Source organism: Terriglobales bacterium (genome assembly GCA_035457425.1).
Taxonomy (GTDB): domain Bacteria; phylum Acidobacteriota; class Terriglobia; order Terriglobales; family Acidobacteriaceae; genus JACPNR01.
The window spans coordinates 1-23380 of sequence record DATIBR010000063.1; the positions used below are offsets into that span (position 1 = coordinate 1).

The 23380-nt window shown below is 67.6% G+C and carries 15 protein-coding genes; 6 read left to right on the forward strand and 9 right to left on the reverse strand.

Features of this window, described 5'->3' with window-relative positions; all coding sequences use genetic code 11:
• On the reverse strand, positions 1 to 758 hold a 758-nt coding region (locus VLA96_04375), incomplete at its 3' end, for a prohibitin family protein (GenBank protein HSE48423.1).
• A 928-nt stretch (positions 759 to 1686) separates the two neighbouring features.
• Complete coding sequence (locus VLA96_04380) at positions 1687 to 2571, reverse strand: alkaline phosphatase family protein (GenBank protein ID HSE48424.1); 885 nt, start codon at positions 2569 to 2571, stop codon at positions 1687 to 1689.
• A 94-nt stretch (positions 2572 to 2665) separates the two neighbouring features.
• On the opposite strand from VLA96_04380, the gene VLA96_04385 reads away from it, so the two are divergent.
• Both VLA96_04385 and VLA96_04390 read left to right on the forward strand, forming a co-directional pair.
• Positions 2666 to 4597 carry an amidase gene (locus VLA96_04385; protein ID HSE48425.1) on the forward strand — a complete coding sequence of 644 codons (1932 nt, stop codon included), beginning with the start codon at positions 2666 to 2668 and terminating at the stop codon, positions 4595 to 4597.
• A 136-nt stretch (positions 4598 to 4733) separates the two neighbouring features.
• Entirely contained in the window at positions 4734 to 5063 is a 330-nt protein-coding gene (locus VLA96_04390; protein HSE48426.1) for a hypothetical protein, read from the forward strand.
• Between the two features lie 27 nt (positions 5064 to 5090).
• Here the strand turns inward: VLA96_04390 and VLA96_04395 are convergent, their stop codons facing one another.
• The gene (locus tag VLA96_04395) at positions 5091 to 6500 is read right to left on the reverse strand and encodes a serine hydrolase domain-containing protein (GenBank protein HSE48427.1); all 1410 of its coding nucleotides are present in this window, start codon (positions 6498 to 6500) and stop codon (positions 5091 to 5093) included.
• A 163-nt stretch (positions 6501 to 6663) separates the two neighbouring features.
• Here VLA96_04395 and VLA96_04400 point away from each other — a divergent pair, with 163 nt between their 5' ends.
• Entirely contained in the window at positions 6664 to 8178 is a 1515-nt protein-coding gene (locus tag VLA96_04400) for a hypothetical protein (GenBank protein ID HSE48428.1), read from the forward strand.
• A 236-nt stretch (positions 8179 to 8414) separates the two neighbouring features.
• Positions 8415 to 11057 carry a VIT domain-containing protein gene (locus tag VLA96_04405; GenBank protein ID HSE48429.1) on the forward strand — a complete coding sequence of 881 codons (2643 nt, stop codon included), beginning with the start codon at positions 8415 to 8417 and terminating at the stop codon, positions 11055 to 11057.
• Between the two features lie 159 nt (positions 11058 to 11216).
• Here the strand turns inward: VLA96_04405 and VLA96_04410 are convergent, their stop codons facing one another.
• Complete coding sequence (locus VLA96_04410; protein HSE48430.1) at positions 11217 to 12407, reverse strand: glycosyltransferase family 39 protein; 1191 nt, start codon at positions 12405 to 12407, stop codon at positions 11217 to 11219.
• 207 nt (positions 12408 to 12614) lie between these two features.
• On the opposite strand from VLA96_04410, the gene VLA96_04415 reads away from it, so the two are divergent.
• Positions 12615 to 13436 (forward strand): hypothetical protein, encoded by an 822-nt coding sequence (locus VLA96_04415; protein ID HSE48431.1) that lies wholly within the window; start codon positions 12615 to 12617, stop codon positions 13434 to 13436.
• Positions 13437 to 13445: 9 nt separating this feature from the next.
• Here VLA96_04415 and VLA96_04420 read toward each other — a convergent pair whose 3' ends face one another.
• The 5 genes from VLA96_04420 to VLA96_04440 all read right to left on the reverse strand — a co-directional run bounded on the left by VLA96_04420 (position 13446) and on the right by VLA96_04440 (position 22648).
• Complete coding sequence (locus VLA96_04420) at positions 13446 to 13814, reverse strand: STAS domain-containing protein (protein HSE48432.1); 369 nt, start codon at positions 13812 to 13814, stop codon at positions 13446 to 13448.
• An 86-nt stretch (positions 13815 to 13900) separates the two neighbouring features.
• The gene (locus VLA96_04425; GenBank protein ID HSE48433.1) at positions 13901 to 16573 is read right to left on the reverse strand and encodes a protein kinase; all 2673 of its coding nucleotides are present in this window, start codon (positions 16571 to 16573) and stop codon (positions 13901 to 13903) included.
• Positions 16574 to 16640: 67 nt separating this feature from the next.
• On the reverse strand, positions 16641 to 19298 hold the full coding sequence (locus VLA96_04430; GenBank protein ID HSE48434.1) for a protein kinase: 2658 nt from the start codon (positions 19296 to 19298) through the stop codon (positions 16641 to 16643).
• Positions 19295 to 21988, reverse strand: coding sequence for a protein kinase (locus tag VLA96_04435; GenBank protein ID HSE48435.1), 2694 nt, complete (start codon positions 21986 to 21988; stop codon positions 19295 to 19297). The genes VLA96_04430 and VLA96_04435 overlap by 4 nt, the downstream gene beginning before the upstream one ends.
• A 75-nt stretch (positions 21989 to 22063) precedes the next feature.
• Positions 22064 to 22648, reverse strand: coding sequence for a hypothetical protein (locus VLA96_04440; protein HSE48436.1), 585 nt, complete (start codon positions 22646 to 22648; stop codon positions 22064 to 22066).
• A 490-nt stretch (positions 22649 to 23138) separates the two neighbouring features.
• Here VLA96_04440 and VLA96_04445 point away from each other — a divergent pair.
• On the forward strand, positions 23139 to 23380 hold a 242-nt coding region (locus VLA96_04445; GenBank protein HSE48437.1), incomplete at its 3' end, for a hypothetical protein.

Consider the following 23380-nt stretch of genomic DNA (forward strand, 5'->3'; position numbering starts at 1 on the left):
TCGGTGGCCTCGATGCCCTTCCACGTCAGCAGCTCGGGCGAGATGCCCTGGCTCACCGTGCGCTGGAAGTCGCGGATGCCCTCCGCCTCGATGCGCTTGCGGTCGGCCTCCTGCTTCTCTTTCTGCAGCCGGAAGCTCATCGCGAGCGACTCCTGCTCCGCCTGCTGCTTGAGCTCGATGGAGTGCTTCAGCGCCGCCGGCAGCTGGATGTCCCTGAGGAACACGCTCTCCACCTCGATGCCGCGCTTCACCAGCTCGCGCGAGAGTGCGCCGAAGATCTCCTGCCCGACCTTCTCGCGCTCGCCGGTGTAGAGCGCGTTCGCGGTGTGCGACGCGGTCGCCTCCCGGATGGCGGCGCGCAGCGTCGGCTCGATCACCACTCCGATGTAGTTCGGACCCACCGTCTGGTAGAGGTGCGCCGCCTTGTCCGGCTGGATGCGGAACAGCAGCGAGGTGTCCAGGTTCATCACCAGCCCCTCGCTCGAGGGCACCGCCGCCGACTCCTTCAACTCCTGCGTCCGGACCGACATCACGGTGTTCACCTTGAAGGGGTTCACGAAGTGCATGCCCTCGGGCAGCGCCTCGCCGGTGACGCGGCCGAACAGCGTGAGCACGCCGACGTGCCCGGCCGGCACCTTCGCCACCGACGCGATCATGAGCACCACGAACAGGAACGCCGCGATGAGCACGCCGATCCCGCGGAATACTCCGCCGCCCACCGTCACCACTCGATCTTTTTCAAAGCCGTAGGTCGCCATGATTTGTCCCTGGCCTCCGCGCGCATTGTATGCCAGCAGCGGCGGGGTCCCGGCGGCGGTGGCGCGGGCTCCCCGGGCGCGTGGCGGCGCTGGGTCATGCCGGTTTCCAAACGCGCAAGGCCGCATGTTCAGCGGTTTCCATTGGGATTTGCACAATCGCCAACAGGTCCAAAACCGCATGAATAGCGGCTGTCCATCGCTGTGCAAAAATCACGTTGCACAACTCTCGCGGCAGGGGGCTGTGGACGGGCTGCACTCGATTGAAAACAAACGTGTTATAGGCGCGTTCTTTTCCTTGACTCTATTCCCAGGGAGCGTAGATTCAGCCTCGTTCTTTGACATTTTCTTGGTTGTCCGATTGGTGGCGCGTCCGGGGCTCAAGCCGGATCACCGTCGCGAACGGCTCTACGCGGGTAGCGGCCCGCTAACGAGCCGATGCTGTCCCGGCCGCGAACTGGGATGGCGCCGCTGGACCTTCGCGGGTCCGGCAATTACCTCACCTTCGCGGGTGAGGTTTCGCTAACAACGACGGAGGGTCGGTGAGGGTCAAATGCAACCCGCTGGTTGAGAAGAGCCAAGAAGAAAAGTCAGAGGCAAGACAGGACCCCGTAGGCGTCAACTGGTGCGACCGGTTGGTGGTGAGCCCGGAGCCCGAGCTACACGAAAGTGTTTAAAGGCCGCGCGTCGTGAGCCGCAAGCACACGACATCACGCAGGTCGGCGAGGGTCTAAAGCGAGCTGCTGGTCGAGTCGTATCGGGGGACAACAACCTCGGGGTCCTTTATTTTTTTGCGCCTTCGGCGCACACCGCCGAGCAATCCCGCTCAGCACTGACCTTTGCGCCTTCGAGCCGGCGACTCGCCGCGCAAGCCGGGCTCGTCGCCTGGCTCTCACGGCCAATGTCTCGGCGAGCCACTGTGGGCCGTGGACTACGGAAACAGCTCTCCCATGTCGGTGGCCGTCTGGGACGCTCCCGGATACGAGTAGACGCCCAGGGCCTTCAGCGTCAGCTTGAGCATCGACTGGTGCTGGTGGAAGGTGCCGGAGTGGTACCCCTTTCGCGCCTTGGAGCTGACCACCACCCACGCGATGTGCCCTCCGCCGTAGGCCTTGTCGGTGGCGAACCCTTCGTCCCAGGTGATGATGAGGATGTCGCCGCCCTGCTGGAACGCGGAGCTGTTGACGAGCGGCGCCAGGTTGGCCTTCAGCCAGTCGTCGGCAGCTTTGGCCTTCTGCGCCAGCGTGCAGCTGCTCGTCCCCGGCGGACAGTCGTGCATGTTGTGCTGGTTGTTGGGGACGATGAACGAGTAGTTCGGCAGCGCGGCGTTCTTGCGGTCGGTGGGGAACTGCGTGAACGGCACGACGTTGTTGCGCTGCACGCTCGAGTTCCTTACGTCGGTGAAGTAGACGAACGGGTTGTGGTGCTTGATGTAGGGATACTTGTCGCCACCGACGTACCCGGTGTAGGGCAGCGATTCGGCGTAGACCTTCCACGTCCTGCCGGCGGTGAGCAGCCGGCGCACCACGTTGTTCACGTCGTACGTGTTGGTGGTGTAGTCGTTGTTGGTGAGGATCTGCCCGGTCGTCAGCATGAAGTAGTTGCCGATCGACGGGTGCGTGTTCCCGTAATACTTCACCGCGAGCCCGTACTGGTTCGCGAGCAAGTTCAGGTAGGGCATGGACGAGCTTCCGACCACGCTTCCATAGCTCGTGTTCTCCAGCACGACGACGTACACGCGCGGCACGCGCGGCACCGTCGCTTCCGAAAACATCGCACACAGGACGACCAGCAGGGAACAAAGCGTGGAGCGCATCAGGGGAACTCCTCGGGGCCAGAGAGATTATTGCCGTCCTGGTTACGATGACCGGCTTCCCCTGCGCGGGTTGCCCTCCTATAATCCCGGCGCCATGGCAAACCAACTCGATCGCCGCGCGTTCTTCGCCGTCTGCTCCGCCGCCGGACTGGGCTCCACGCTGTTCCCGGGCGTCCTGTGGGCGGCAGTCCACAGTCCACAGTCCACGGTCCACAGTGGCCCGGAGCCGCAGAAGAAGGAAGAGCCGGCGAAGCCCAAGGCGATCACGCGGGAGATGATCGACTCCGCGGCCGCCGTCGCCGGCATCAGCATCGCCGACGAATACAAGGACATGATGCTGCGCGACCTGAACGACCAGGTCGCGAGCTACGAGGCGCTGCGCAAGCTGGAGCTGAAGAACTCGGAGCAGCTCGCGCTCACCTTCGATCCGGTCCTGCCCGGCGCGAAGAAGAAGTTCGAGACCGCGAAGCGTCCGCCGCGCCTCTCCAAGCTCGAGCCCGCGTGGCTGAACACGCGCGCGCCCAAGGACCTGGAGCAGCTCGCGTTCGCCACCGTGCGCGAGCTGGGCGAGCGGCTCCGCGCGCGCCAGTTCACCTCCGTCAACCTGACGGAGATGTATCTCGCGCGCCTGGAGCGCTACAACCGTCTGCTCAAGTTCGGGATCACGCTGACCACGGAGCGCGCGCTCGACCACGCCCGCGCCGCCGATCGCGACCTCGCGCGCGGCAAGCTCCGCTCCCCGCTCCACGGCATCCCGTGGGGCGCGAAGGACCTGCTCGCGGTCAAGGGCTACCCGACGACCTGGGGCGCGGGCGGCTTCGAGAAGCAGGTCATCGACGAAGACGCCACGGTCGTGCAGCGCCTCGACGCGGCCGGCGCCGTGCTGGTCGCCAAGCTCACGCTCGGCGCGCTCGCCATGGGCGACAAGTGGTTCGGAGGCATGACCCGCAATCCGTGGCGCCCGCAGGACCAGGGGTCGTCGGGCTCGAGCGCCGGCTCGGCCTCGGCCACCGCAGCCGGCTGCGTCGGCTTCGCCATCGGCTCCGAGACGCTCGGCTCCATCTCGTCGCCGTCCACGCGCTGCGGCACCACCGGGCTCAGGCCGACCTTCGGGTTCGTCCCGCGCACCGGCGCGATGACGCTTTGCTGGACCTGGGACAAGCTCGGCCCGATCACGCGCGCGGTCGAGGACTGCGCGCTGGTGATGAGCGCGATCCACGGTCCCGACCAGCAGGACCTCGACTGCATCCACCCCGCGGCGTTCAACTGGGACGCCAGCTTCGACTGGCGCAAGCTGCGGGTCGGTTACCTGAAGTCGGCGTTCGATCCGCCGAAGCAGCAGGAGAACGAGCCGACGGCGCCACCGGAGAAGCCCGAGACCGAGCTCTCGGCCGAGGAGCGCAAGAAAAAGGAGGAGGAGCGTCTCGACGCGGCGGAGCGCAAGCTCTCGCGCGAGTACGACCGGCGGTTCCTCGCGCCGACGCTCGCCGCGCTCGACCAGATGGGCGTGAAGCTCACCGCGGTCGAGCTGCCCAAGGACTTCCCGTACGGCCCGTGCATCCTGGGGCTGTCGGCCGAAGCCGCGGCGGCGTTCGACGACCTGACGCGTTCCGGCCGCGACCGCCTGCTCACCCAGCAGTCCATCGACGATTGGCCCAACGGCTTCCGCGTCGCGCGCTTCATCCCCGCGGTCGACTACCTCCAGGCCAACCGCGCGCGGCTGCGCCTGATGCGCGAGCTCGCCAGGATCTTCGAGCAGGTGGACGTCATCGTCACGCCGACGACCAGCACGCAGCTCATCGCCACCAACATCACCGGGCACCCGGCGGTCATCGTGCCGAACGGCTTCCGCGGGGCGGACGCACCCCAGCTCCGCAAGTACGAGGACGGCGGCGGCCCCGGCACGCCCGTCTCGCTGACGTTCCTGGGCGACCTGTTCTCCGACGCGCGGTTGTGCGCCTTCGCCCGCGCCTACCAGGAGAAGACCGGGTGGCACCGCAAGCATCCCGAGCTCCCGCGGGAGTAGGCCCGCGGAGTTGTGGCGCGCTCGCGGGCGAGCGGGCCCGAGGCGCCAAATCGCGGCACGGGCGTTTTCCCCGCGCTGTTTACGTCCGCGTTATCCCGGGCGGAGTATTCTAGGCGCTGCCTTTAAGAGTGCCATGATGCGCTGCGTCCTCTGCATCTCCTGGGATAGCAAGCTCGCCCGCGAGCGCGAGCAGCTCTTCGAAGAAGCCGGCTGCCTGGTCCGCTCCGCCGTCGGCGGGCAGGCCGAGGAGCTGGTCGCGAACGAGGACGGCGACCTGCTCGTCCTCGGCCATTCGGTGCCGCGGGAGGAGAAGCGGCGGCTCATCCGGATCTTCCGCCGGCACTCGTCGGCGCCCGTGCTCTCGCTGCTCGTGCCCGGCCAGGAGCGCCTGCCCGAGGCGACTCTCGGGTTCCCCGGCGACGACTACCGCAACCTCGCCACCATCGTCCGCCACATCGTGCAGTAGCGTCCTTCGCCACCGTCCACCGACCCGCTACTCCGGCGCGACCTGGTACTGCTCGAGCTTGCCGTCGGGCATTTCGAAGGTCCAGACGGTGAGCGACTTATCGCCGGCGGAGACGCTCCAGCGGCGCGCGGTCATGCCGCCGCGCTGGCGTTTGCCGCCCGTGACCGCGAACTTCGTGGGCGGGCCGAGCGGTCCGAGCGACGTCTTGAAGTCCGCGAGCGCCTGCTCGCTGAAGTAGAAGTTGGCGTTGTCGGTGAACTGCGCGCGGTCGAGGCGTCCCTGCTGCAGGGCGAGGAAGATCTGGCGGGCGCGCTCGGTGGCGGCGGCGGTGGCGGCGTCGGAGTCGGTGAAGAGGATGCGGGCGATGGCGTTGCTGATGGACTCGCCGGCGTCGACGGCGTCCTGGTTGGTGAGGACGACGATGGCGGCGTGGTCGTCGGGATAGACGGTGTTGGAGGCGGTGAAGCCGGAGACCTCGCCGGAGTGCGAGAGGAAGCGGCGAGTGGTGGCGCCGCCGATGACGACGCCGAGGCCGTAGCCGGCGGTGGCGCCGTTCTTGAGGACGCCGACCGTCTGCTGCTCGTGGTAGCTGGCGGGCTTGAGGAGCTTCTGCTGGAGCATGGCGATGTCCCAGCGGGCGAGGTCGGAGGGCGTCATGGCGAGCTCGCCGGCGGCGGCGAGCCAGCCTGGGCCTTCCTTGGGAGCCGGGCGGAGCGGGCCGAGCCCGAAGCGGCGGTAGCCGGTGGGGTCGGAGGCGGGGAGCGGGGCGCGGTCGATGTCGGCGACGCTGGTCATGGCGAGCGGCGTGAAGACGCGCTGCGTCAGGAACGCGACCAGGTCCTGGCCGGCGGCTTGGCGGACGATCTCGCCGGCGATGACGTAGTTGGTGTTGGAGTACTGCCACTTCGTGCCGGGATCGAAGTCGAGCGGCTTGCGCGCCCACTGGTCGAGGAGCGCAGCGGCGGTGACGGGCTGGAGCATGTTGGGCATGACGTAGTCCTGCGGCCAGTAGTCCTGGTAGCCGGAGGTCATGTTCAGCAGCTGCCGGATGCTGACCTCGTTGGCGCGCGTGAGCCGTGGCAGGAAGCGCGCGACCGGGTCGTCGAGCGAGAGCTTGCGCTGCTCCGCGAGCATCAGGATGGCGGTGGCGGTGAACTGCTTGGAGACGGAGCCGATGGAGTAGCGCATCTCCGTGGTGGCGGGCGTGGCGGGCTCGAGCTTGGCGAGGCCGTAGGCCTGGGCGTAGGCGAGCTGTCCGCGCTTGACGACGGCGATGGAGGCCGAGGGCACACCGGAATCTTTGAGCGCGGCTTCGGCGGCGCGGTCGATGGCGGCTTTCTGGTCGGCGGTGAGCAGGTCGGCTTGCTGCGCCGACGCGGCGAGCGCGAGCGCGAGGAGGAAGACGGCAGGAACAAGGATGGCGGTGCGTGGGCGCATCGGGAGCCTCCGGGAAACCGCGCAGGATAACACCTCGCGTATGAGGCGGCGAGGACGCCGCCTCTCCTGCCGGCCTGGAGGCCAGCGCTCCGGACGGCTCGAAATACTTTGCAAGGTCGCGAGCGAGGCGCGTTCTCCAGTTGCCCCCGAAGGAGAGAGAACGATGCTTCGCAAGCTAGGGATTTTTGCGGTGCTCGCCGCCGCCGCGTTGGCGCAGGACGAGGCGCCGAAGAGCGGCACCGCGTTGACCATCTACAACCAGAATTTCGCGGTCGTGCGGCAGGTGTTTCCGCTCGACCTGAACGCGGGAGTGAACCACATCCGGTTCGCGGATGCGACGTCGATGCTGGAGCCGGATTCGGTGATCCTGCGCGACGTGCTGGGGCGCACGCCGCTGCAGGTGCTGGAGCAGAACTACCGCTCCGACCCGGTGACGCAGGAGCTGCTGCTCTCGTTCTTCGAGGGCCGCACCATCGAGTTCGAGTACCGCACGCAGGACGGCGCGGTGCAGCGCATCCACGGGAAGATCATCCGGTCGGGCTACGTGCCGCGGCCGATGTACAACGAGTACGGCCAGCCGTTCGGCGGCTACGGCGCGGGGCAGCCGATCATCGAGGTCGACGGCAAGCTGCGCTTCGGGCTGCCCGGGCAGCCGATCTTCCCCTCGCTGGGGGAGGACACGATCCTGAAACCGACGCTGAACTGGGTGCTGAACACGCCGGCGCCGGCGAAGCTGGACGCGGAAGTGAGCTACGTGACGGGCGGGCTGAGCTGGGAAGCGGACTACAACATCGTGGCGCCGATGGGAGGCGCGGCGGTGGGCGGGGAGGAGAAGATCGACGTCATCGGGTGGGTGACGTTCCAGAACCGCAGCGGGAAGAAGTTCGACGCGGCGGAGATCAAGCTGATCGCCGGCGACGTCAACAAGCTGCAGCCGGGAGCGCGCCCGGCGGCGGCGTATGAGCTGGCGATGAAGGCGTCGCGCGCGGAAGACGCGATGCAGCCCACGATGCGCGAGAAGAGCTTCGACGAGTACCACATGTACACGCTGGCGCGTCCGGTGACGCTGCACGACAGCGAGACCAAGCAGGTGGAGATGGCGCGCGGGACCGGCGTCAAGTCGAACCGGATCTACGTCTACGACGGCGCGAAGCTCGACCGCTGGTACGGCTACACGATGGAGAACGCGCGCAACGACCAGGGTTACGGCACCGAGTCGAACCCGAAGGTCTGGGTGATGCAGGAGTTCAAGAACACGAAAGAGAACGGGCTGGGGATCCCGCTGCCCAAGGGCAAGCTGCGCTTCTATCGCCGCGACGACGACGGCAAGCTGGAGTTCACGGGCGAGAACTGGATCGACCACACGCCGGTGGATGAGCTGATCCGCGTGTACACCGGCAACGCCTTCGACGTGGTGGGCGAGCGGCGGCGGACGGACATCAAGGTGAACTCGTCGCAGGACTGGCTGGATGAGTCGTTCGAGATCAAGGTGCGGAACCGCAAGAAGACGCCGGTGACGGTGCGGGTGGTCGAGCACCTGTATCGCTGGACGAACTGGAGCGTGGCGGCGAAGAGCGCGCCGTTCAAGAAGAAGGACGCGCAGACCATCGAGTTCCCGATCACCATCCCGCCGGGAGCGGAGGCGGTGGTGACCTACACGGTGCACTACAGCTGGTAGGGCGGAAGCGATTGGGAGAGGCGCGGGCGAAAATGCCCGCGCTTTCTTCATTTGAACCTCCGACCCTTCCTCGGCAAAGAGCGCCGAGCGCAGGATGAGGCACCCTCAGGAGTTTTTCCTTGCAAGGTGTGTGGCGGGTTGCGTTCTTCGTGCAGAGCGCGCACCGGACGGCGCCCGTGACTCAGCTTTCGAGGGATAGGGGCGGGCGCCGTTCGGTTCTCAAATCGGAGAGTCTTATGAAACCGCGTTACGTAGTGATTGCGGCCCTGCTCGTCCTCACCGCGGTACTCGTGCTGGGGAATCTTCCGGTGACGCACGCCGCGCCGCCGAAACCGTCGCCGCTGGTGCCGGGCGACTCGGGCTCGCTGCAGATCGTCGGGAAAGACGGCAAGTTCGCGGCGCTGTGCCCGCTCGAGCACACGGAGGTGAAGGCCGAGATAGCGGGCTTCCTGGCGCGCGTCGAGGTCACGCAGGAATTCGTGAACCCGACGGACGACAGGATCGAGGCGGTGTACGTGTTCCCGCTGCCGCAGGACGCCGCGGTCAACGACATGACGATGCGCGTGGGCGAGCGCGTGGTGAAGGGCGTGATCCGGAAGCGGGAAGAGGCGCAGCAGATCTACGAGCAGGCGAAGCGCACCGGGCACACCGCGGCGCTGCTCGACCAGGAGCGGCCGAACATCTTCACGCAGTCGGTGGCGAACATCCTGCCGGGCGAGAAGATCACCATCACGATCGCGTACGTGGAGACGCTGAAGTACGAGGCGGGATCGTACGAGTTCATGTTCCCGACGGTGGTCGGGCCGCGGTACATCCCCGGGAACAGGGAGCTTGGCCGGACGGGCGGCGGGCGCGTGCCGGACACGGACAAGGTGCCGGACGCCTCGCGCATCACGCCGCCGGTGGCGGAAGAGGGCGTGCGCGCCGGGCACGACATCGCGATCGAGGTGAAGCTCGACGCGGGCGTGCCCATCACCGACCTGCGCAGCGAACTGCACCAGATCGACGTGGAGCGGACGGGGGCGTCGAGCGCGGTGGTGCGGCTGCAAGAGCAGGACACCATCCCGAACAAAGATTTCATACTGCGGTACTCGGTGGCGGGGCAGCAGATCGCGGACGCGCTGCTGGTACACGCCGTCCCGCCGAAGGGGAGTGCGGGGCTGGGCGGCGGGCTGGGGACGCAGCAGACCGCGGGGTACTTCACGTTCATCCTGCAGCCGCCGGAGCGGGTGTTCGACGACGACGCGACGCCGCGCGAGCTGGTGTTCGTGCTCGACACGTCGGGCTCGATGTCGGGGTTCCCGATCGAGAAGGCGAAAGAGACGATGGCGCTGGCGCTGGCGAACCTGAGGAAGAACGACACGTTCAACCTCATCACGTTCGCGGGCGACACGCGCGTGCTGTTTCCGGAGCCGGTGCCGGCCACGGCGGAGAACCTGGCCCTGGCGCAGAAGTTCCTGGCGGGGCGCTCCGGGGGCGGCGGCACGGAGATGATGAAGGCGATCCGGGCGGCGCTCGACCCGACCGACAAGCAGGACCACGTGCGCATCGTGTGCTTCATGACCGACGGCTACGTGGGGAACGACATGGAGATCCTCGGCGAGGTGCAGAAGCACCCGAACGCGCGCGTGTTCTCGTTCGGCATCGGGTCGAGCGTGAACCGCTTCCTGCTCGACAACATGGCGAAGGAAGGGCGCGGGGAGGTGGAGTACGTGACGCTGGAGTCGGACGGCGAGGCGGCGGTGGCGCGCTTCGAGGAGCGCGTGCGCACGCCGCTGCTGACCGACGTCACGCTGGACTGGGGCGGGCTGCCGGTGGCGGACGTGACGCCGAAGCGTCCGGCGGACCTGTTCAGCGCGAAGCCGCTGGTCATCACCGGGCGCTACACGCAGGCGGGGCACGGGACGCTGACGCTGCGCGGGCGGCGGGCGGGGCAGCCGTTCGAGCGCAAGATCGCGGTCGAGTTGCCGGCGCAGCAGAAGTCGAACCAGGTGCTGGCCACGCTGTGGGCGCGGCGGCAGGTGGATGACCTGATGGCGCGCGACTGGAAGGGCGCGCAGCAGGGCAGCATGTCGAAGGAACTGGTGGCGCAGGTCACGCAGCTCGGGCTGGACTACCGGCTGATGACGCAGTTCACGTCGTTCGTCGCGGTGGAGGAGATGGTGGTGACGGAGGACGGCGCGCCGCGGACGATCCAGGTGCCGGTGGAGATCCCGCTGGGAGTCGACCGGAGCATGGCGGTAGGAGAGCCGAAAGACGGAACGCTGTATAGCGCGCGGCAGATCACGAACCTGCCGGCGAGCTCAGCCGCGGGCTATGGGCGGATGGAAACGGTAACGGTGGAAGCGTCGGTGCCGTTGGTCGAGACGGAGACGTCGCAGATCAGCACCACCAGTCCGGGACGCATGATGAGCGCGGACGAACTGGCGGTCGCGCAGCAGGCGACGCGCCTGAGCGGACTCGAGCTGAACACGATCGGCACCTCGCGCCCGGTGGGCGGCGGCGGTTCCGGGCTGAGCAAGAAGGAGAAGGAGAAGCTCGAGGCGGACCAGCGGGAGTGGAAACGGCGGCAGGAGTTCCAGCAGAAGCACGTCGCGCTCTCGAGCGAGCTGCTGGAAGTGGCGTACTGCATGGACTCGAAGCCGGAAGCGGAGGCGCAGAAGTGCGTGAAGCCGGAGTTCCGGGTGCTGAAGGTGCGGGTGGCGCTGGCGGACGTCTCGCCGGCGACGCTGGAGCAACTGGCGCGGCTGGGGTTCAAGGTGACGCTGAAACCAACGACGGCGAAACTCGTCTACGGCGAGTTGCCGGCGGCGAAGCTTGCGGAGTTGGCGGCGTTGAAAGAGGTGCTCTTCGTCTCACGGGCCGAACCTATGCGGTAGTTGCTCCATTCCTCCAGCGGCCCGGGCGCAATGCCCGGGCCGATCTTTGTTGGGCGCTCCCTCGCGCTGTGTCGCGCCCGGTTCGCGCGGAACTTATGGACGTGCGTGGTCACCCGCCTAAAGGCGGGTGCTTTCACGACGGTGCGAGGGGTTGTCGAGCTAACGGTCGGGTGCGCCGATGCGGAAGGGGTGGGGGGAGCCGCCGCCGCGTTTGAGGTCGAGGAGGCCGAGGGTGGCGTGGGAGAGCAGCAAAGCAATGAGCATGGGGGCGACGGTGCGGCGGGGGTGGAGCTCGAGGACGTCGGCGGCGACGCCGGCCAAGAAGACGAAGACGAACGGGAGCGCGCGCAGCGGGAAGGCGCCGTAGGCGAGGGTGTCGGGCGCGAGGCCGGCGACGGCGAGGAGCCAGGCGGCGGTGAGGACCAGCAGCGGTGCGGTGTTGCCGAAATAGCGGACGCGGCGCTTGCTGAGATAGGCCGCGAGCGCGAGCAGGAGGAAGAGCAGGAGCGCGGGATAGTGCGTGAGCCAGAGGGTGCTGGCGAAGTAGCGCTGGATCCATTCGGCGGCGACGCGCCAGGAGACGACGCCGACGCTGAGGCTGAGCTCCTGGCGGAGCGCGGCGGCGCTGAAGCTGTTGACCGCCCACAGTCCGAGGAGCGCGCAGCAGGTGGTGACGAGGATGACGCCGAGCGGGAGCCACCAGCGGCGGCGGTCCGGCAGCAGGTAGTACATGAAGGCGAGGGCGAGCGGGAGCAGCAGGAGGGTGGTGGGGGCGGAGCCGAGCGCGAGGAAGATGGCGGCGGCGAGGAGCAGGACGCGCCGCCAGCGCGGCGAGCACTCGCGGAAGAAGCCGATGTCGTCGGGATAGAAGGTGTGGGCGAGCGCGATGGAGATATAGAAGATGCCGAAGACGCCGAGCATGGCGACGAGGTTGGGGCCGACGCGGGCGCTGATGGCGGGCGCGGGGGAGAAGACGTAGAGAGCGAGCGCGACGTAGCCTCCGGCGTTGCCGTAGAGGCGGCGGGTGACGTACCAGAGCGAGCCGCCGAGCAGCAGGCCGACGAGGAGGAAGGGGAGGCGCGCGGACCAGCGCAGCGGATCGGGGTCGTCGTCGGTGAGGGAGGTCTGGCCGTCGGCGAGCACGGGGACGGCGGCCATGAGGGCGATGAGCGGGGAGACGAAGTGGGGCGCGTCGGAGGCCTGGCCGCGGAGGCGCTGCTCGCCGGTCTGGAGGTAGCCGAGTTCGGCGCCGGCGAGCGGCTGGCGGCCGGCGACGTACAGGGCCTGCGCGAGAAAGATGAGCAGGAAGCCGATGGCGATGTATTGGGGACGGCCGAGGTGGATGCGCACCGGGACCTTTGTACATCAGCGATTAGCAATTAGCGATTAGCAATTAGCGATTAGCAATTAGCAATTCGCGATCAGGGCGAGTCCGCCACCACAAATCGAAGGCAAAGGCAAAGGCTGAAATGCAGGTCCCTCGACTGGGGCGCGGAAGATTCGCCGCGCCCTCGCTCGGGATGACGTCCCTTCGAGGAGCGGGAGTATGATTGAGGCGTGAAGAAGCTGCTTGTGGGCGGGATGATGCTGCTGGCGCTGCCGGGGCTGGCGCAGATGGGGCGCTCGTTGGGAGTGCCGGCGTCGGCGACCTCGATCACGCCGCAGAACCCGACGCCGGGAGTGCCGCCGAGCGTGACCTCGTTCCGCACGAGCTTCACGGCATTCCATCCGGCGCCGCCACTCTCGACCGGCTTCAGCGCGTTCAATCCGCCGCCCTCGATGGGGTTCACCACGCTGGGTTCGGATGTGTTCCCGGTGCGGCGCCGCAGCGACGACGCGGGGTTCGGCGGGCATCAGGGACGCTTCCACCACCGGAGGCGCGGTGGTTTCGTCACGCCGGTGTACTACCCGGTCTACACGTATCCGGTGTACACGCAGCCGCAGCCAGAGGCGGAGCCCGAGGCGGCGGCGTACGACGCGCCGAGCGGCAACGCGCTGGACCGCGAGCTATGGTCGCGCGCGGCGGAGCGCGAAGACCGCGCGCTCGACCGCCGGGACGCGCACCTGGCGCAAGAAGACCCGCGCTACGGCGAGCATTATCTCGACAGCCGGGAGAACCGCCGGCGCACCCCGGACGGCGGCGAGTCGAGCGGGTACGAGGAACCGGGCGCCCCGGAGACGCAGCTCATCCTGGTGCTGCGCGACGGAACGCGGCTGGAGTTGGGGAACTACGCGATCATGGGCCAGACGATCTTCGACCTGGGCGCGGCGGAATCGCACAAGAAGAAGATCCAGGTCGCGGAACTGGACCTGCCAGCCACCGAGAAGGCGAACGACGAGCGCGGCCTGGAGTTCAAGCTGCCGTCGCGCGCGCGCTAACAGAACAACTCAGGCTGCGCTGATGCCTTGCTGGGCGAAGGAGGCGAGCGCCTCCTCGCGCGTCTCGTAGACCTCGATGACGCCGAGCAGGCCGACGGTCTTGAGCATCTTGCGCGCGAGGTCGGCGAGGCCGGAGAGCCGGACGTTGCCGCCGCGCTTCTTCATCGAGGTGTATCCGAGCACGAGCACGCCGATGCCGGTGGAATCGAACAGCGGCATCTCGCTGAGGTCGACGACCAGGTTGACGTGGTTGCTGTCGGCGAGGGTGCGGAAGGTATCCTTGAGCTCGTCGAGGGGCGGGTGGCCGATCTTGAGCGGGCCGCGGACCTGGACGACATCGACGGCGCCGACGGGTTTGACGATGACGGTCTTGGGCATAAGCCTCCGGGACCCCACACGTCCGGGAGAGGCCGGATTATAGCCCGTTTGCGGCTCAGGCTGGGCCTTTAGCTGTTCTTTTTCGATTACTTACGGACAATGTTCGTCCAGTTCGTCACCAGCGAAAGGGGAGTGCCTTCGGCGTAGTCCTCCATCGTGATCACCAGGATGCGGCCGTCCGTTCCCACATGATAGGGAAGGGGAGTCGGCGGCGTGCGTGTCTGGAAAAGCTCGCGCGGCAACCCCGGCTGCACGCTGTTTGCTGAGAACCGCAGGTCCACCGCCATGAGTTTGTTGTCGGGCGAGAGATAGATCAGCTCGCTTCCGTTCTTGTCCCAGACAGCAAGGCGCCCTCCGGTATTGGATATCTGCCACTTCGTGCCGCCGGCGGGGAACGGGGACACATAGACCTCCGGCCTTCCGGACTCGTCGGAGGTGTAAGCGAGCCAGCGGCCGTCGGGAGAAAAACGCGGGGTGCCTTCCAAGAATTGCGTCTGCAGGAAGGTGAAGGGCTTGGGTTCGCCGGCGAGCGGCAGGATCCAAATATCGAAGCCGGTGCTGCCGGTGAGGGAGCGGCGGGTGAATGCCAGGTATCGCCCATCCCGGCTCACGTCGTCGGGAACATCCACATCCTGCGAAGTAAGCACGCGCTCTTCGCCGCCGGAGCCGTCGGCGTTCTTCACGAAGATCTGCCGGCGGTTCGCATCGCGCTCGGAAGCGAAGTAGATCCGCTTGCTATCCGGCGACCACACGGGGGACATTTCGGCGGCGGGATCGAATGTCAAACGCGTCCGCACGTTCCGCTGAACATCGAACACCCATAGATCCACATTGCTGGCGGCGGGATCGAAGATCTGCGCGGCGACATGCTTCTGGTCGGGCGAAATGCGGATGGAGTACTGCATCGCCGGGGTGCCGATCTGGCCGGTCTGCTTACCGGTGCGATCGAACCAGGTCAACTGGGAGCCTGCGCGAACGCCGCCCGACTGGAACAGGAGCAGCCCGGTGCGCGAAGCGGAAAAGACCGCGTGCGTGATGCCGGCATCGAAACGCAGGTTCTCGGCGATGGGGACGGCATCGCCGGTCGTCTGGCCGCGCTTCTCATCGAACGGCTGCGCCATCAGGGAAGACTCGCGGCGGAAGAGCAGGTATCCGGAAGCGTAGACCGGGTTGGAACTCGCCGCGATCACGAGGCGGCGCTCCTTCGAATCGAGCGAGCCGAGGTAGATCTGGTTGGCCCCGGTATCGTTGCCCGTGGGTCCGGCCATGAAGAGGTAGCGGTTGCCGTCAGGCAGGAACCACGGCCAGCGATGCGTGCCTTCTGCACCCTTGGTGCGGTCGAGCTCCGTCAACACCGTGGCCGTGCCGCCGCTGGCGGGGACCCGGTAGAGTCCGGTCTGGCGCGTCCCGAAGATGATCACGCCCTGCGCGTTCCAGCTGCCACCGCGTCCCTCGCTGGCATCGCACAAAGTCTGTGGAGGGCCGCCACTGACTTCGATCCGCTTCAGTTTCGTGCCGCTAAAAAAGCCGATGGAGCGGCTGTCGGGTGACCAGAAGGGGTAGGTGGCGCTCTCGGTGCCCGGCAGCGGTTGCGGGGCGGAGGCGTCGAGCGCCTGGAGCCAAAGCTGCCGTGCCGCGCCCGAGCTGACTCCACCGTATACGACGTAATGCCCGTCGGGCGAGAGCTGCGCCGGACCACCGCCTGCCAACAGCTCGAAGCGCACCTTATCAGGCGGCAGGATGCTCGCGCGGATCACCTGCTTCGGTTCCGACGTGAGCCGCCAAACGAACCAGGCTGAGGCCGCGGTCACTGCCAGCAGAGCGCCGGCGAGTGCCCAGGCGACGGTCTCGCGATGTTTGCGGCGGTGAGCGACGGGCGCGGGCACGCCGGCGAGCGAGCCGCCCTCGGCGACCCATTGCAGTTGCAGCTTGAGGTCGTGGACGGTCTGGAAGCGGTCGTCGGGATCCTTGGCGAGGCAGGTGCGCACGATGCGGTCGAGGCCGGGCGGCGTGAGCGGCTGGAGCGTGGTGATGGGCGCGGGCTCGGAGGAGAGGATGCTGGCGATGAGGCTCGCCTTGGTCTTGCCCTTGAAGGCGGGCTGGCCGGTGGCCATCTCGTAGAGGATCTCGCCGAAGGCGAAGATATCGGTGCGCTGGTCGGCGTCGGCGCCCTCGAGCTGCTCGGGCGCCATGTACTGAAAAGTCCCGACGATCGAGCCTTCGCTGGTGAGCTTCTTCTGGCTGGCGGTCATTTCGGTGAGGGCGGAGGCGAGCGTGGAGGCGTCGCCGCGCTTGGCGAGGCCGAAGTCGAACAGTTTTGTGCCCGACTTGGTGAGCATGATGTTCGAGGGCTTGAGGTCGCGGTGGACGATGCCCTGGCGGTGCGCTTTCTCGAGCGCATCGGCGATCTCCACTCCGATGCGCAGCACATCGGGCGGGGACAACGGACCTTTCATGATCCGCTGTTCCAACGTCTCACCCTCGAGGAACTCCATGACGAGGAAGTCGACGCCATCCTGCGAGCCGATGTCGTGCAGGATGCAGATGCCGGGATGGGAGAGCGAGGAGATGGCGCGCGCCTCGCGCTCGAAGCGCTCGCGCAGGTGCGCGTCTTGCGTGAGGTGCTGGGGCAGGACCTTGATCGCGACCACGCGGTCGAGGCGGGTGTCCTTCGCGCGATAGACCTCGCCCATGCCGCCGGCGCCGGCGGCGGCGATTATCTCGTATGGTCCCAGCCTGCTGCCTGCATTGATGGGCATGGCTTCGCCCCTCGCGAAGTGGGGCGTGATTATAGTCTGCGCCGCGTGGCACCGCGCGGCTTCTTGGTTACTTCTTCAACTCGGCCTTCCAGTTGACGACCAGCACCATGGGCAGCGACCCTTGCTCATCCATGCTGTTGATGAGGAAGCGCTTCCCGTCCGGCGCCGGATCGTAGCTGTACGACGGACTCGACACCGCGGTCGAGCGGAAGAGCGCGGTCGGCGGTCCGGGCTCGAAGCTGTTGCCGTTGACGCCCACCGGCACTCGCATCAGCGAGCGATCGGGCGCCATGTAGAACAGTTCCTTGCCGTCGCGGCTCCAGCGCGGCGCCAGGCCGCCGGCGGCCGAGATCTGCCAGCGGCCCGTGCCGTCGGGGAAACGGCTCACGTAGATATCGTTGCGGCCGTTGAGGCTCGAACCGTAGGCGATCCACTTGCCATCGGGGGAGACGACCGGGTCGGTGTCGAAGGTCGGCGTGGCCACCACCTTGAATGGCTTGCGCTCGCCCTGCACCGGCACGGCCCAGATATCCTGCTCGCCGCTCGTGTTCCCCTCGAAATAAACCACGAACTTTCCGTCGTGCGTCCACTCGCCGAGGATGCGGTCGGCCGCCGAGGGCGGTAGCAGCGGCTGTTCTTCCCCGCCGCCGTCCGCGGGCTTGATGTAGAGATTGAAATGGCCCGCGCGGCCCGACATGAAGACGATCTGCTTGCCGTCCGGTGACCACGCTTCGCCCACGTTGGGTGAGCCCGAGAAGGTGAGCCGGTTGCGGGTGCCACGCTCCAGATCGAGGATCCAGAGGTCGCTGGCGGCGTCGCCCAGGGTCGTGGCCACGCGCTTGCCGTCAGGCGAGAGCCGGCCGTCCTGGATGTAGGCCGGTCCCAAGACCGTCCCCAGCATCTTGCCCGAGCGGTCGAACCATGCCAGCTTCGTCCCCAGCGCTCCGCCGCCCATTTGATAGACCAGCAATCCGGTGTCGGAGGCGCTGAAGACGCCGCGCCACGTCGTGATGTCGAAATTCACGTTCTGGGCGACGGCCTGCGATTCGCCTTGCAGCTTGCCGGTCGCGGGATCGAAGCGCTGCGCCAGCAACGAGCCCTCGCGCTGGTAGAGCAGATAGCCATCGACGTACTGCGCGCCCGTGTAGGTGCGCACCACGAGCTGCTTCTGTTTCCCGTCGAGCGAGGCCCAGAAGATGCCCGAGGCTTCGCTGCGCAGGTTGTTGTGGTCGCCCGCGAAGTACAGGAAGTGCTTGCCATCGGGCAGCACCTGCGGCCAGCGATGGGTTGTGTGGCCGGCGTCGAGTTGGGTCACCGCTTCGGCCCCGCCACCCGACACCCGCACCCGCGAGATCCCCGTGCGCGTGTCCGCCGCGAACAGGATCGTGCCGTCCGGCGCCCACGATCCGCCGCGCGCGTCCGGCGCGTCCGCCACCGTCACAGCCGGGTTCCCGGCGATGTCGCTGATCTTCAGCTTTCCGCCCTGGAAGTACGCCACCGACTTCGAATCCGACGACCAGAACTGGAACTTGGCGTCGTCGGTGCCCGGCAGCGGCGCTCCGTTCAGCGACGAGGTCGCGCGCAGCCAGAGCATCGGACGCCCGGCCGCGTCCATCGCGAGGTAGACCGCGTACTTCCCGTCCGGCGAGAGCATCACCGGTCCGGCGTTGTCGCCGGTGAACAGCAGGCGCTCGGCGCTGTTGTCGGAGAGCAGCGCGCGGACGACCTGCGGGTTCTGCTGGAGGGAGTGCCAGTACATGACGCCGAGGATGATGGCGGCGAGCGAGGCGGCGCCGGCGAAGGCCCAGAGGGCGCGCTCGCGGAGCTTGCGGCGCGTGCGGACCGGCTGCGGGACTTCGGCGGAGGAGCCGGCGTCGTGGACCCAGCGCAGTTGCAGCACGACATCGTGGGCGGACTGGAAGCGCTCGTCGGGATCCTTGGCGAGGCAGGTGCGGACGACGCGGTCGAGCGCGGGCGGCGTCATGGGCTGGATGGCGGAGATGGGCGGCGGCTCGCTGGCGAGGATGGCGGCGATGACGCTGGCCTGGGTCTTGCCGGCGAAGGCGCGCTTGCCGGTGAGCATCTCGTACATGACGGCGCCGAGCGAGAAGAGGTCGGAGCGGGCGTCGGCCTCGCCGCCTTCGAGCGTCTCGGGCGCCATGTACTGGAAGGTGCCGACGATGGAGCCTTCGGCGGTGAGCGGCTTGGTCTGGGTGACCATGGCGGTCATGGCGTTGGCGGCCATGGCCTGGGAGCGGCCCTTGGCGAGGCCGAAGTCGAGGATCTTGGCGCCCGACTTGGTGAGCATGATGTTGCCGGGCTTGAGGTCGCGATGGATGATACCGTGCTTGTGGGCGCGGTCGAGGCCTTCGGCGACGTCGGAGGCGATGCGGATGGCCTGGTCGGCGGGCAGCGGGCCCTTGGCGAGACGGTCGGCGAGCGACTCGCCCTCGAGGTACTCCATGACGAGGAAGTCGAGGCCCTCCTGCTCGCCGATATCGAACAGCACGCAGATGTTGGGGTGCTGAAGGGCGCTGACGGTGCGAGCTTCGCGCTCGAAGCGCTCGCGGAGCTGCGGGTCGTGCGCGAGATGCTGGGGCAGGACCTTAATGGCGACGACGCGGTCGAGGCGAGTGTCGCGCGCCTTGTAGACCTCGCCCATGCCGCCGGCGCCGGCGGGAGCGAGGATCTCGTAGGGGCCGAGCCTGGTGCCGGTGGCGATCACTTCTTGCTCTCCAGCTCGGCCGTCCAGTTCAGCAGCAACTGGATGGGCGCGGCGTTCTCCGCCGCGGGGGTCGGTACCAGGAACTTCTGGCCGTCCGGCGCCGGCCAGTAGGTGCGCCCGCTGGTCACGATCGAGGCCGGCCGGAACAGCGCTTGCGGCTGCCCGGGATTGAACTGCGTCCCCACGATCGACACCGGCACCGCGTAGATGCTGCCGTCGTTACTGAAGAAGTAGATCTCCTTGCTGTCGCGACGCCAGGCCGCCTGGCTGCCGCCGTTCACCGAGATCTGCCACTTGCCCGTGCCGCCGGGGAACGACGTCACGTACACCTGGGTCGTGCCGGTCTCCGACGAATCGTAGGCCAGCCAGTTGCCGTCCGGTGAGATCGCCGGCCCGGTCACGATGTTCTGGCCCGCGCCCGCCACCACCTGGAACGGTTTCCGCTCGCCCTCGAGCGGCATCGCGTAGATCGAGTTCCCGGTCGGTCCCGTCGCCCGGATGAACGCCACGTACTTCCCATCGGGCGTGAACGTCGGCTGCGCATACGCCACGTCCTTGCTCTCCACCAGCGGCTCATCGGGGGCGCTGCCGTCGGCCCGCTTCCAGTGGATACTCGACTGCGACCCCCCCGCCGCTCCGCCCAGCCCGTTGGTGTAGGCAACGTATTTTCCGTCGGCCGTCCAGACCGGGTCGATGTGGACCACCGAGTCGAACGTCAGCCGCGACTTCGTTCCTCTCGCCAGGTCGATGGTCCAGATCTGCCGCAGCGGATCGCCGAGCGAGATGGCGAGCCGCTTGCCGTCGGGCGAGACCGCCGGATCGCGATAGGTATCGCGCGCCAGCCGCCCGGCCACTTCTTTTCCGCTGCGGTCGAACCACGCCAGCTCCACGCCCAGCACGGCGGCGCCGAGGTGGTAGGCCATCACGCCGTTGTCGGAGACGCTGGCCACCACGCGCCACACGCCGGCGTCGAACTGCACGGCGTCGATCAGCGTGACCGGGTCACCCGAGAGCTTTCCGCTGCCCGGGTCGAACGACTGCGCCATCAGGGCGTTCTGCGAGTGAAACAGCAGCTTGCCGTTGGCGAACATCGCGCCCGCGTCCGACGGCGTCACCATGTGGCCCTCTTTGCCGTCGAGCGACGTCCAGTAGACGCCGTTCTTCTGCGCGTCGCCTCCGCCGTGGGAGGTCGCCAGGTACACCAGATGCTTGCCGTCTGGCAGGAACCATGGCCAGCGCAGGGTGGTGTGGTCCTGATCCAGCTCGCGCACGGTCGAGACCGCACCTCCGCCCGCGTTCACCCGGAGCAGGCCGCTGCGGAACTCGGGAGCGAAGACGATGACGTTGTCCTTGCCCCAGGTGCCGCCGCGGGCATTGGTCGCATCGGCCAGCACCATCGCCGGGCCGCCGGCCGCCGGGATGCGCTTCAGTTTGGCGTCGGCAAAGAACGCCAGTTGCCGGCTGTCGGGTGACCAGAACGGCCAGGCCGCGCCGTCGGTGCCGTCGAGCTTGCGCGCCTGGAGCGCGTTCAGCGGTCGGACGTAGATGGCCTTGCCGCTGTCGCCGTGCGCCACGAACGCCACCATCGAGCCGTCGGGCGAGATCATCGCCGGCCCGGCGAAATCGCCGGTGATGTCGAGTGTGACCTTGTCGGGGGGCAGGATGACCGCGCGCACGACCGGCTGCGACTGCGCTCGGAACTTCAGCCAGCCCGCGCCCGCCGCAAGTGCCACGACGAGCAACAGAGCGGCGACGGCCCAGGCGACGGCTGCGTCGCGCCACCACTTCTTTTTCGGCGCGGCGACGGCGCGCGCGCTCGCCGAGCTGGCGCTCTCGTTGGCGATGAAGCGCAGCTGGATGAGCAGGTCGTGCGCGGACTGGAAACGCTCGTCGGGGTCCTTGGCGAGGCAGGTCCTTATTACGTGGTCGAGCGCGGCGGGAGCGGTGGGAGCGAGGTCGGTGAGCGGTTTCGGCTCGGAGGCGAGGATGGAGGCGATGACGGAGGCCTGCGTCTTGCCGTCGAAGGCGCGCTTGCCGGCGGCCATCTCGTAGAGGATGGCGCCGAAGGCGAAGATGTCGGCGCGGGCGTCGGCCTCGGCGCCTTCGATCTGCTCGGGCGCCATGTACTGGAAGGTGCCGACGATAGTGCCGTGCGCGGTGAGCGGCTGCGAGCGCGTGACCATGGCGGTCATGGCGTTGGAGGCGAGCGCGGAGCGCGATTCCTTGGCGAGGCCGAAGTCGAGCAGCTTGGCGCCCGCCTTGGCAAGGACGATGTTGCCGGGCTTGAGGTCGCGATGGACGACGCCCTGGCGGTGGGCCTTGTCGAGGGCGTCGGCTACGTCGATGGCGATGCGCAAGAGCTGGTCGGTGGGGAGCGGGCCGCGCTCCAGGCGCTGGGCCAGCGTCTCGCCCTCGAGATATTCCATGACGAGGTAGCTGGTCGACTCGTGCTCGCCGACGTCGTAGAGCGTGCAGATGTGGGGATGCTGGAAGCTGGAGAGGGCGCGGGCCTCGCGCTCGAAGCGGGCGCGGAGCTCGGGGTTCTGCGAGAGCGCGTCGGGCAGGACCTTGATGGCGACGGCGCGGTCGAGGCGCGTGTCGCGCGCCTTGTAGACCTCGCCCATGCCGCCGGCGCCGATGGCGGACAGGATCTCGTAGGGGCCAAGTCGCGAGCCGATGGCGATGGGCATGGGGTCTGGGGATTGTACGCTGAAAACCAGTGCACCGTGCACGGTGGACAGTGCAGAGTCGGGCAACCCGACTTCTTACTTCTTCTTGCGGGGGAAGCGGACGAGGGCGGAGCCGGCGAACATCTGCTGGGCCCAGTCGCGGTCGCTGACGTCGTGGAAGCTGGCGACGGCGGCGGCGATGAGTCCTTTCTCGTCGCGGATGGGCGAGGCGGTGACCTCGAAGAGGGCGAAGCTGCGGTCACCGCGGCGGATGCGGATGACCTCGCCGCGGATGGTTTCGCCGAAGAGGATGGCGCGGGCAAGCGGCCACTGGCGGGCTTCGTAGGGAGTGCCGTCGGGATGGAAGCCGCGCCAGTGCGAGTACTGGTCGATGATGGGAGCGGGGAAGAAGCGTTCGCGCAGCAGCTCCTCGAACTTCACGTTTCCGAGAATGAGGCGGCCGGAGGGCGCCTCGGCGAGGACGACGCCGACCGGCATCTGGTCGAGCACGGTCTGCAGGAAGGCGCGCTCCATGCGGAGCTGGCGCACCAGCTTCTGCAGGATCTCGGTGTCGGTGCTGAGCGGGAGCCCGGGGAGAGGAGGAGAGACGTGCGGCACGCTGCGGTGGACGCGGCGGTCGCTGGTGGACTTTCTTCCTGAAGACGAAGGACTTTCTTTCACTGGCTCGGACCCAATCTTGCTAGGCGATGCCAACAGCCGAACAGGAGTCGAAGCAAAGACCGCAGTGGAGCAGAGGAGGAACGAAGCGCGCCAATGGGGGAAGCGCCAAACTTCAGACATCAGATGCCTGGGCGGGGGCGCGCGGTTGTCAGGAGGATGAGGCAGGAAAGAGAACGCGCTGCCGGCAGGCCCGTGTCGGGTTCGGCAGCGCGTTTCTCCGCCAAGCACCGGTGGCCGCAGGGACGTCGGTTGGTTCGTCCCGGGCAGCGGTGCCCTTTGCAGGGACCGTAACGCGGAATGGGGCCGGCGGAACGGGGAGGGTCGGTTTTGTCCGGATTTCAGAACAAGGTAGGAGCGCCCAGGCGCGAGCCCCGAGTGAGGAGGGCAGAGACCGGGAAGAACCGGCAGAAACACTGGATTTTTGCGGGTGGGAGCGGGAGCGGGTGATGTTAAAATCGGAATACCGCGCCTGCCTCCAGCGAGGAACTATTTGATCGAGATAGCGCCTTCGATACTTTCGGCGGACTTTGCCCGGCTGGCCGACGACGTGAAGGCGGCGGCCGAAGGCGGGGCGACCCTGCTGCACGTGGACGTGATGGACGGGCATTTCGTCCCCAACATCACCATCGGGCCGCCGGTGGTGGCGTCGCTGCGGAAGGTGACCGGGCTGCCGCTCGACGTCCACCTGATGATCGAGGATCCCGACAAGTACGTGGGGGCGTTCATCGAGGC